This window comes from Streptomyces sp. MK37H (assembly GCF_018035285.1).
Lineage (GTDB): Bacteria > Actinomycetota > Actinomycetes > Streptomycetales > Streptomycetaceae > Streptomyces > Streptomyces endocoffeicus.
On the sequence record NZ_JAAAYH010000332.1, the window covers coordinates 1 to 10,079 of the forward strand.

Annotated in this window: 11 protein-coding genes; 6 read left to right on the forward strand and 5 right to left on the reverse strand. The window is 71.8% G+C overall.

Annotated features, from left to right (window positions below):
• Positions 1–60: 60 nt before the first annotated feature.
• The gene (locus tag GWI24_RS45770; RefSeq protein ID WP_247617189.1) at positions 61–1,143 is read right to left on the reverse strand and encodes an EamA family transporter; all 1,083 of its coding nucleotides are present in this window, start codon (positions 1,141–1,143) and stop codon (positions 61–63) included.
• Positions 1,136–1,699 (reverse strand): MarR family winged helix-turn-helix transcriptional regulator, encoded by a 564-nt coding sequence (locus GWI24_RS32885; protein ID WP_210949710.1) that lies wholly within the window; start codon positions 1,697–1,699, stop codon positions 1,136–1,138. Before GWI24_RS32885 ends, GWI24_RS45770 begins: the two co-directional genes overlap by 8 nt.
• A gap of 91 nt (positions 1,700–1,790) precedes the next feature.
• On the opposite strand from GWI24_RS32885, the gene GWI24_RS32890 reads away from it, so the two are divergent.
• Together GWI24_RS32890 and GWI24_RS32895 are read left to right on the forward strand one after the other, a co-directional pair.
• Positions 1,791–2,573, forward strand: a complete 783-nt coding sequence (locus tag GWI24_RS32890; protein ID WP_210949711.1) for an MBL fold metallo-hydrolase — start codon at positions 1,791–1,793, stop codon at positions 2,571–2,573.
• Positions 2,573–3,226, forward strand: coding sequence for a DedA family protein (locus GWI24_RS32895; protein ID WP_374103367.1), 654 nt, complete (start codon positions 2,573–2,575; stop codon positions 3,224–3,226). The genes GWI24_RS32890 and GWI24_RS32895 overlap by 1 nt, the downstream gene beginning before the upstream one ends.
• Before the next feature lie 60 nt (positions 3,227–3,286).
• On the opposite strand, the gene GWI24_RS32900 is transcribed toward GWI24_RS32895, so the two are convergent.
• The 3 genes from GWI24_RS32900 to GWI24_RS32910 all read right to left on the reverse strand — a co-directional run bounded on the left by GWI24_RS32900 (position 3,287) and on the right by GWI24_RS32910 (position 6,320).
• Positions 3,287–3,592 (reverse strand): hypothetical protein, encoded by a 306-nt coding sequence (locus GWI24_RS32900; protein WP_247617190.1) that lies wholly within the window; start codon positions 3,590–3,592, stop codon positions 3,287–3,289.
• A gap of 391 nt (positions 3,593–3,983) precedes the next feature.
• On the reverse strand, positions 3,984–4,382 hold the full coding sequence (locus GWI24_RS32905; RefSeq protein ID WP_090932844.1) for a glyoxalase/bleomycin resistance/extradiol dioxygenase family protein: 399 nt from the start codon (positions 4,380–4,382) through the stop codon (positions 3,984–3,986).
• 300 nt (positions 4,383–4,682) lie between these two features.
• A complete protein-coding gene (locus tag GWI24_RS32910; RefSeq protein ID WP_210949713.1) occupies positions 4,683–6,320 on the reverse strand; it encodes an FAD-dependent monooxygenase in 1,638 nt (545 codons plus the stop codon).
• A gap of 163 nt (positions 6,321–6,483) precedes the next feature.
• Here GWI24_RS32910 and GWI24_RS32915 point away from each other — a divergent pair, with 163 nt between their 5' ends.
• The 4 genes from GWI24_RS32915 to GWI24_RS32930 all read left to right on the forward strand — a co-directional run.
• A complete protein-coding gene (locus GWI24_RS32915) occupies positions 6,484–7,662 on the forward strand; it encodes a SchA/CurD-like domain-containing protein (RefSeq protein ID WP_210949714.1) in 1,179 nt (392 codons plus the stop codon).
• A 72-nt stretch (positions 7,663–7,734) separates the two neighbouring features.
• Positions 7,735–8,142, forward strand: coding sequence for a cupin domain-containing protein (locus tag GWI24_RS32920; RefSeq protein WP_201852966.1), 408 nt, complete (start codon positions 7,735–7,737; stop codon positions 8,140–8,142).
• Positions 8,139–9,407 (forward strand): beta-ketoacyl synthase, encoded by a 1,269-nt coding sequence (locus tag GWI24_RS32925; protein ID WP_210949715.1) that lies wholly within the window; start codon positions 8,139–8,141, stop codon positions 9,405–9,407. The genes GWI24_RS32920 and GWI24_RS32925 overlap by 4 nt, the downstream gene beginning before the upstream one ends.
• Positions 9,404–10,079 (forward strand): beta-ketoacyl synthase N-terminal-like domain-containing protein (locus GWI24_RS32930; RefSeq protein WP_281790950.1); only part of this gene is annotated, 676 nt, incomplete at its 3' end. The genes GWI24_RS32925 and GWI24_RS32930, both read left to right, overlap by 4 nt.

Here is a 10,079-nt window from a genome sequence, read left to right on the forward strand (position 1 = left end):
ACAGCCGTCGCTGTCGGACCGGGTGCGGGCGACCCGCCGTCAGTTGAGGGCGACTCGCCGTCAGTTGAGGGCGATCAGCCCGATGGCCAGCCCCGCGCCGAGCAGCCCGACGGCCTGGGGCCGGGTGATCCGCTCCCGTAGGAACGTCAGCGCGAGCAGCACCGGCACCGCCGGATAGAGCGCGGACAGCACCACGGCGACGGACAGCAACTCCTGCCGGGTGGCGAGCAGATAGAGGATGGTCGCCAGGGTGCCGAGCGCGCCCGCCACCGCCGCCACGGCGGCCGCCCGGCGGGGCAGCCGCAGGGAGGCGCCGGTCGCCGGGAACAGCGCCAGGATGACGGCCACCGACACGGCCCGGCTGACCACCACCGGCCACCATCCGGCCGAGGCCGGTATCCGGGCGAGCGCGAAGAAGTGCAGCGCCAGGCCCACTCCGGCGACCAGCGCCATGACGACGGCCGGGCGCGGCCGGTCGGCCCCTTGTGCCCGCTCGGCCGGGGCGGCGACCGATGTGGCCGTCAGTGTGGTTGTCGGTATCTCCGCCGACGTGGCTCCCGGTGTGGACACCCGTGTCCCTGCCGACATGCCCGCCCGGGTCGCACCCGGTGTGCCCGCCCGTGCCGCGCCCGGTGTCTCCGCCCGGGTCGCACCCGGTGTGCCCGCCCGCGTCGCACCCGGTGTGCCCGCCCGGGTCGCACCCGGTGTCTCCGCCCGTGCCGCCGTCGGCCGTGGCTCACCGCGCGAGACCAGCCAGAGCGCGGGCAGCCCGAGCGCGATCCCGGTGAGCGCCGGGAGCGAGGGCCGGTCGCCGAGGAGGGCGATCCCGGCCAGCACCGGCAGGCCCACCGCCGTGACATCGCTGACCGGTACCACGACGCTCATCGGCCCCTGGTTCATCGACCAGTAGAGGCACGCCACGCCCATACCGGTGCCGAGCCCCGAGAGCGCGCCCCAGCCCAGGGCCGCGGGCGGGGCGTTGGCGCCCTGGGTGAGCAGCACCGGGACCAGGCTGATCACCGTGCCGCCCGCCTGGGCACAGGCCGCGACCGTCACCCCGTGCCGGTGGCGGGAGACCAGGCCGCTCAGGAAGTGGGTGGTGCCGAAGCAGAGCGCCGAGGCGACGGCCAGCAGCTCACCCATGGTCCGTACGGGCCCCGTCCTCGGCCGCCGTCCGCGCGGCCGCCCGGTCCGCGGCCCCGACCGGGCACTCCACGCCGTCCGGGGTACAGGCGGTCCGGTCGCACAGCCGGCACATCCGGTCGGCCGAGCCACTGCCCTGGTAGAGCCCGTCGAGCAGCGTGGCCAGCAGTGCGCCGAGGTCGCGGACCTCCGCCTCGCCGAGGCCGTCCAGCACCCCGGTGAGCCGGGAGGTCCGCGAGGTCAGCAGCTGACCCGCGGTCCGCCGGCCCTTGGCGGTGGGGTGGACCCCCGTCCAGTTGCCGATTCCGCGCCGCCGCTCGACCAGGGCGTCCCGCTCCAGCCCGTCGACCATCCGCACCGCCGCGGACTGGGTCAGCCCCACCCGGCGGCCGAGCTCGGTCACGCTCACCCCGGGGTCGGCGCGGAGCACGATCAGCGCGGCGGCCGCGCTCATGCTCAGACGGGACGCGGCGGCCGGGGCGCTGAGCAGATCGTCCGTGATCGCCAGCGCCGTGGCCCCCAGCAGATTCGCTACGCGTTCCCTCTCGTCATGCATGAGTCATGCATACCCGGCGGAAGCTGATTCCATGCGCCACCCGGCGGGGTGAGAGGATCGGGGCGGGACGGCCCGAGGGAGGAGGCGGGAGATGTCGGTGGAGATCACCTGGTGGGGGCATGCCACCGCGACCGTGCGGGACTCCGGTGTGCGGGTGCTGACCGACCCCCTCTTCGTACGGCGGCTGGCCCATCTGCGGCGCCGCCGGGGAGCCGTGCCACCGGCCGCCGCGGCGGTGGCGGACGTGGCACTGGTCTCGCATCTGCACGCCGACCATCTGCACCTCGGCTCGCTGGCCAAGCTGCTGCCCGGCACCCGGCTGCTGGTGCCGCGCGGGGCCGGGCGGGCGGTGCCCGGGCTGCGGCGGGTGGTCGCGGCGCGGGGGCTGCGGGTGACCGAGATGGCGCCGGGGGACGTGTGCGCGGTCGGCGAGGTACGGATCCGGGCGGTACCGGCCGCGCACGACGGGCGGCGGCTGCCGTACGGGCCGAGCCGGGTGCCCGCGCTGGGGTATGTGCTGAGCGGTGAGTCGACCACGTACTTCGCGGGCGACACCGGGCTGTTCGACCGGATGGCGGAGGCGGTGGGCGCCTGCGATGTGGCGCTGCTTCCGGTGGGCGGCTGGGGGCCGTACCTCGGCCCCGGCCATCTCGACGCGGGCCGCGCGGCACAGGCGCTGGCGCGGCTGGGGGCGCGCTGCGCGGTGCCGGTGCACTACGGGACGTACTGGCCGATCGGAATGGACACGATCCGTCCGCATGAATTCCACGCCCCGGGCGACGACTTCGTGCGCCACGCCGGGCGGCTCGCCCCCGACGCGGTGGTGCACCGGCTGGTGCACGGGGAGTGCGTGCGGCTGGAGCCCGCCAGGTGATAGGGGATCTGGCGGATCTGGCGCGGAGCGTGCCGTCCGAGTCGACGCAGCAGGCGGTGGGGTACCCCTCGCTGTACCTGCTGGTGGTGTTCGGGTCGCTGGTCCCGGTGGTGCCCACCGGGGCGGTGGTTTCCTCGGCCGCGGTGGTGGCCATCCACCAGACCGCTCCCCCGCTGTCGCTACTGGTGGTCTTCGGGGTGGCCTCGCTGGCGGCCTTCTCCGGCGATGTGATGCTGTACTGGCTCGGGCGGCGCGGGGTGCGCTCGAAGAACGGCTCGCGGTGGCTGGAGCGGATCCACGACCACGCGGCGCCGGAGCGGCTGGACCAGGCACAGGCGCGGCTGGACGAGCACGGGGTGGCGGTTCTGGTGCTCTCCCGGCTGATCCCGGCGGGGCGGATACCGGTGATGCTGGCCTGCCTGCTGGCGCGCTGGCCGCTGCGGAGGTTCGCCCGGGGCGCCGGACCCGCGGCGCTGGCCTGGGCGGTGACGTATCAGCTGATCGGGATCCTGGGCGGCTCGCTCTTCCCCGAGCCATGGGAGGGCGTGGCGGCGGCCGTGATCCTGACGGTCGTGATCAGCACGGCCCCCGCGCTGTGGCGCCGCCTGCGCCGTCGCACCGCCCGCGACGCCCAGAGCGAGGCGGCGGGCTGACCGCGCCACCCTGAGAGCCGGAGCCTCGACCGCTTCGGCGAACGCCAGGCCCAAGGAGACTCAGCCTGTCGATTCACCTGGCTCGATCTCCTTGGGCTGCTCACCCGGCAGAAGACGGTCGACCATCGTCTCTGGCTTCGCTTCCATGCCCAGGGCCTTCATCGCGGCAGCCGAGTTGAGGCGGTCCTTCGCCTCCGGGTCTTCAACACGGTCGATAAAGGTTGTCGCCACTTCGAGCTTGTGATCGATGTCGATCTTTCTCTCGTTCTCCTCGGCGGCCGTCGTGAGGTTGGCCATGGTGCGCTTCGAGTGCAGCGCCAGCGCGCCACCGCCAACCGTGATCAACCCACCCGTCAGGCTTGTCACCAGCGGTAGGTAACTGAGGTCAGGGTTCCCGGCGTGCACAAGCGGCGTGATCGCCAATGAAGACGTTATGGACTTCTCCTGCGTACTGGGTTACTTGGCGGTTCGGCTCCACCGTTCGAAGTCGTCGCCATCATCCGCCCCCGATCCGCCAACCGGCGCTCTGCCAACTCAGTTCAGAGTAACGCCAGCAGCAGTCAGAAGGGTCCCGGCTTCCGCAGCCACGTGCGCGATCGGACGTCCGGCGTCGATCCGCAGACACAAGCACAGACGTCCTTCGAGGGTCAGCGGTGCGTTCCGATGTCCCCTGCTGGTGGCGCTCCTGGACTCGGTGGCAGCGTTCACCGGGAGCTCTGAGATCTCAGGGCTCCCGCGTGAGCGGCTGTGCGTGGCGTCAGCGTGCGAACTTTTCGATGGCCGCCGGGGTGACGGGGGTGAAGAAGTTGACGAGGTTGCCGTCGGGGTCACGAAACAGCAGCGACCGGTTGCCCCAGGGCATCGTGGTGGGCTCGGTGACGAAGTCGGTGACGAAGCCGGTCAGGTTCTGGTGCACGCGGTCCACGTCATCGACGAGGAACTCGGTGATCACGCTGTGGTTGTCCGCCGGGCGGGCAGAGCCCGGGGCGAATAGCGGCACCGTGCGGGTGCCGGCGATCGCGAGGGTGGCGCCCGCGGTCTTGAGTTCGGCGAAGTCCTCGGTGGCCCACGTCGCCCGCGCTCCTGTGGCTCGCTCGTAGAACTCGACGAGGCGCGCTACGTCGCTGGTGATGATGCGGATCGAGACGAAGTCCATGGGGATCTCCTTGGCTGTGCTGAAGGCGTGCACGTCGCAGGCTAGGAGAAATAGTGGACAGAATCGGTCCTGTATTCGCGTTGGGCTGCGAACATGGCTCGACCCACCGGCCGCGTGCTGACACTCCTGGAAGCTCTCGCCATCACGGATCAGCCCGGCGAGTTCGACACCCTGGACGCTGGGGTCCTGCTCACCATCGTCGATACGGCCCGGCGCCCGGCGCCGCGTCCCACAGCCCCGGGCGGGTGGACCCGGAAGCGGGGTGGCGTCCGGACGCCGATGGCCTCCGGGAAAGCGGGGTCAGCCGTCCAGCCGCAGAACCTCTCGCAGCGCACGCGTCATCGCGGCCTCCGGGTCGGAGACCGAGCGCTCCGCCCGCCAGGCGACGAAGCCGTCGGGGCGGACCAGGACCGCTCCGTCGGGAGCCGTGCCGTGGAGTTCGGCCCAGTCCATGCCCGGTTCGGGGGCGAGTTCGTGGTCCGGTCCTTCGCCCACCCGGTAGCAGTCCAGGGGTACGCCGAGGGCGTCGGCGGCGCGGCGGCCGGCCTCGTGCCAGGCGGCGCCGCCCGGTCCGGTGAGCAGCACACAGGTGCGCTCGTACAGATCGAGGGTGGACAGCCGCACCCCGCAGCGGTGCACCCACATATGGGGTGCGCGGCTGCCGGGCTCGGCCGAGACCGTGAAGTGGTCGGGCACCGCGGGGGCGGTGGGGTCGGCGCCCGCGACCGCGCCCCGCACATAGCGGTAGCCCATGGCGACGGCCATGACATTGGACTGCGGGCCCTCGGTGGCCGGTGCCGAGTAGCCGGGGTGGCTGTGCTCGGCCGAACGGGCGGCGGCGCGGGCGCTGGTGGCCTGGGCGACCGGCCGCCGCTCCATGCCGTAGGTCTCCAGCAGCGCGGGACCCGCCCAGCCGCCCATGACGGCGGCGAGCTTCCACGCCAGGTTGTGGGCGTCCTGGATACCGGTGTTGGAGCCGAAGGCGCCGGTGGGCGACATCTCGTGCGCGGAGTCCCCGGCGAGGAAGACCCGGCCGTCGGAGTAGTGGTCCGCCACCCGCTCGGCCGCGTGCCAGGGCGCCTTTCCGGTGACCTCGACCTCCAGGTCGGGCATGCCGACGGCGGTGCGGATGTGCTGGGCGCAGCGCTCGTCGTCGAACGCCTCCAGCGGTTCGCCGCGCTCGGGGTGCCAGGGGGCGTGGAAGACCCACTGCTCCTGGTTGTCGACGGGCAGCAGCGCCCCGTCGGCCTCGGGGTTGGTGAGGTAGCAGGCGATGAAGTGGCGGTCCCCGACCGCGTCCGCGAGCCGCTTGGCACGGAAGGTGACGGACACGTTGTGGAACAGTTCACCGCGTCCGCTCTGCCCGATGCCAAGGGCCTCGCGCACCGGGCTGCGGGGGCCGTCGGCGGCGATGAGGTAGTCGGCGCGGACCGTGGAGCGCCGCTCGGACCTGCGGTCCAGGAGGGTGGCGGTGACGCCGTCCGCGTCCTGCTCGAAGGAGATCAGCTCGGTGGAGAACCGCAGCTCGCCACCGAGCCCCTGGGCCGCGCTCAGCAGCACCGGCTCCAGGTCGTTCTGGCTGCACAGGCACCATCCGGCAGGGCTGATCCGGGCGGCCTTGCCACCCGGGTCCATCTCCCGGAAGAGCCAGTTGCCCTCCGTACCGGTGAGGGACGGAGTCTGCAGGATTCCGTGGTTGTCGGCCAGGACGGACGCGGCCTCGCGGATCGCGGACTCCACTCCGGCGGTGCGGAACAGTTCCATCGTCCGGATGTTGTTCCCCCGTCCGCGCGGGTGGTGCGAGGTGCGCGGGTGTTTCTCGACCAGTAGATGACCGATCCCCAGTCGGCCCAGGAACAGTGAGGCGGACAGGCCCACCAGGGAGCCGCCCGCGATGAGGACGGGCACACGCTCAGCATTGTCGGCAAGACGGTTCATTTTACTGCTATGCCCGGTGTTTCCGGGCCGCTCCGGGGCGCTGACCAGGCGTTCGCTCGGATGGCTCACATATCTCGCGCCATTGGTGGGAGCGCTCCACGATCGTCTAACGGGCGGGTGTCCTCGATGCCCGGAAGACGCGTCCGCGAAATAAGGAGTGAATATGAGCACCCTGTCCGACATTCCGGAGACCACGGTGAACCAGTCGCCGACGACCGTGGAATCCGCTCTCACCGACACCAGATTGCGCGTCGTGTTGCTGGTGCAGGTCAACAGCGGTGCCGAGCAGCGCTTTCTCCGTGCCTACGATCAGCTGTCCCAGCAGGTGGCCGCGGTACCCGGGCACATCAGCGACCAGCTGTGCCAGTCGATCGAGAACCCCTCGCAGTGGCTGATCACCAGCGAATGGGAAAGCGCCCCTCCGTTCCTCGCCTGGGTGGACTCCCCCGCGCACCGGGAGATGGTCAAGCCCTTCCACGGCTGCGTCGAGGACACCCGCTCACTGCGGTTCAGCATCCTGCGGGAGACCCTGACCGCCGGGTCCGCGCCGGTCGATGTCACCACCCGGGGCGTCGACGCCGCGCTGCGGGTCGGCGACGGGCTGGTCCGGCAGGCGCTCACCTTCACCGTGAAGCCCGGCAGCGAGGACACGGTCGCCAAGATCCTTGCCAATTACGCCTCGCCCGAGGCCCGGGTCGACGAGACCACCCGGCTCTCCCGCACCTCGGTGTTCATGAGCGGCAACCGGGTGGTGCGGGCCGTGGAGGTCAAGGGCGATCTGACCGCGGCGCTGCGCTTCGTGGCCCGGCAGCCGGAGATCAGGGCCGCCGAGGAGGCCCTCAATCCGTATCTGGAGGAGGACCGCAACCTCGACGACCCCAGCTCGGCACGGGAGTTCTTCGCCCGCGCCTCGCTGCCGGTGGTCCACCACATGACGGCCGGCGGGCCGCGCCCCGCCCAGGGCGTCCACCGGCACGCCCTGCTCTATCCGGTCAAGACCGGCTGCGGCCCGGCGGTGGCCAGTCTGCTGGCCCGGCAGGACGAGCTCGCGGTGAACAAGGAGATGACCGTCGAGCAGTCCGCCAAGACCCTGTTGAGCAGCACCATCTTCCAGCGTGACGACATCGTGGTGCGGCTGGTGGACCTGGCCGTACCGCTGGACCGGAACCCCGCCATGGCGGCCGGTGTGAGCGGCCGGCGGGCCGCCGCCGTACTGGGCCGCCTGCTGGACCTCGGGGCGGACGGTGCGGTGATCGACCTGTCCATGGACATCGGGCAGCGCCGCTTCCTCGCCGACTGCGACATGACCCCGATCACCGACCGCAAGTCGGCGGACCACTGACGACGTCTCTCCCCCTTCGCACCTTCCACCCCCGTGGCGCGGACCGCGCAACGCTACCTGGAGGAACTCATCATGACCACGCAGTCCCCTCTCGTCGTCGACCTCGCCGCGGTCGCCCCCAACCGCCGGCGCGGTGGCGATGTGCGCGCCATGCTCACACCGCCTCTGGTGGGCGCCACGAGCGGCTTCATGGGGATGGCCATCGTGGGGCCCGGTGAACGGGTCGCCGAGCACTACCACCCGTACTCCGAGGAGTTCGTGTACGTCGTCAGCGGCGACATGGAGGTGGACCTGGACGGCGAGGCGCATCCGCTCCGCCCCGACCAGGCGATCCTGATCCCCATCAACATGCGGCACCGGTTCCGCAATGTGGGGAGCACCGAGGCCCGGATGGTCTTCCACCTCGGGCCCCTGGCGCCGCGCCCCGAGCTCGGTCACGTGGACACGGAGGCCGCCGAACCCGCCGAGGCGACGTCGTGACCCGACGGGTGGTGGTCACCGGGCTCGGTGTCGTCGCCCCCGGGGGTGTGGGCGTCCCGGCGTTCTGGGACATGCTCACCGCGGGCCGTACGGCCACCCGCAACATCACGCTCTTCGACGCGGAGCGGTTCCGCTCCCGGATCGCCGCCGAATGCGACTTCGACCCGCTGGCCCGCGGTCTGAGCTTCGAGCAGATCGAACGCTCCGACCGCTATGTGCAGTTCGCGCTGGTGGCGGCCCAGGAGGCGGTACGGGACTCCGGTCTCGACCTCCAGGCGCTCAACCCCTGGCGGATAGGGGTCTCGCTGGGCAGCGCGGTCGCCGCGTCCACCCGGCTGGAGCAGGACTACGTCAAGGTCAGCGACGCCGGTGAGCACTGGGATGTGGACCACCGCAAGGCGGGTCCGCACCTTCAGCACGCGTTCTCGCCGAGCGCGCTGTCCTCCGGGGTGGCGGAGCTGACCGGGGCGCAGGGCCCGGTGCAGTCCGTCTCGACCGGCTGCACCTCCGGTCTGGACGCGATCGGATACGCCTTCCAGGCGATCGAGGAGCGCCGGGCCGATGTGTGCGTCGCCGGGGCCGCGGACTCGCCGATCACCCCGCTGACCGTGGCCTGCTTCGACTCGATCAAGGCCACCTCGGCGAACAACGACAACGCGGCCACCGCGTCCCGGCCGTTCGACGCCCACCGGGACGGCTTCGTCCTCGGCGAGGGCGCCGCCGTGCTGATCCTGGAGGAGCTGGAGCACGCCCGTGCCCGGGGGGCGCGGGTCTACTGCGAGTTCCGGGGGTTCGCCACCTACGGCAACGCCTACCACATGACCGGTCTGACCCGTGAGGGTCTTGAGATGTCCGAGGCGATCGACCACGCGCTCGGCCACGCCCGCGTCAACAGCTCCGAGGTCGACTACGTCAACGCGCACGGCTCGGGCACCAAGCAGAACGACCGGCATGAGACGGCGGCCGTGAAGCGGTCCCTGGGCGAGCACGCGTACAAGACCCCCATGAGCTCGATCAAGTCCATGGTGGGCCATTCCCTGGGGGCGATCGGCGCCATCGAGGTGGTCGCCTGCGCCATGGCCCTCGCCCATGGCGTGGTGCCGCCGACGGCCAACTACGAGACCCCCGACCCCGAATGCGACCTCGACTATGTCCCGCGCACCGCCCGCGACCTCCCGCTGCGCCATGTGCTGTCGGTCGGCAGCGGGTTCGGCGGCTTCCAGTCCGCGGTGGTGCTGAGCCGGGCGGACGGGAGTGCGGCATGACATCTGCGAAGACCACCCGGAACCGGGGCGCGGCCGTCACGGGCCTCGGTGTGATCGCCCCCAACGGAGTGGGCACCGACGCCTTCTGGAAGGCCACCCGGGAGGGGATCACCTTCCTGGACCGGATCTCCCGGGAGGGCAGTGAGCACTTCCCGGTCCGGATCGGCGGCCAGGTCCGCGGCTTCGATCCGGGCTCGATGATCGAGGAGCGGTTCCTCGTCCAGACCGACCGCTTCACCCACTTCGCGATGGCCTCGGCCGATCTCGCGCTGGACGACGCCAAGCTGCCGGTGGACGACATGTCGCCGTTCGCCGTGGGCGTGGTGACCGCCGCCGGTTCCGGGGGCGGTGAGTTCGGCCAGCGCGAGCTGCAGCAGCTGTACAGCAAGGGGCCGCGCTATGTGGGCCCGTACCAGTCCATCGCGTGGTTCTACGCGGCCAGCACCGGCCAGGTCTCCATCCGGAACGGGTTCAAGGGCCCCTGTGGGGTGGTGGCGAACGACGAGTCCGGCGGTCTGGACGCGCTGGCGCACGCCCGCCGGTCCATCCGGCGGGGGGCGGACGCGGTGGTGGCGGGCGCCTCCGAGGCGTCGCTGGCGCCCTACTCCATCGTCTGCATGCTCGGCTGGGACGAGGTCAGCCGGGCCCGCGACGCGGGCCGGGCCTATCTGC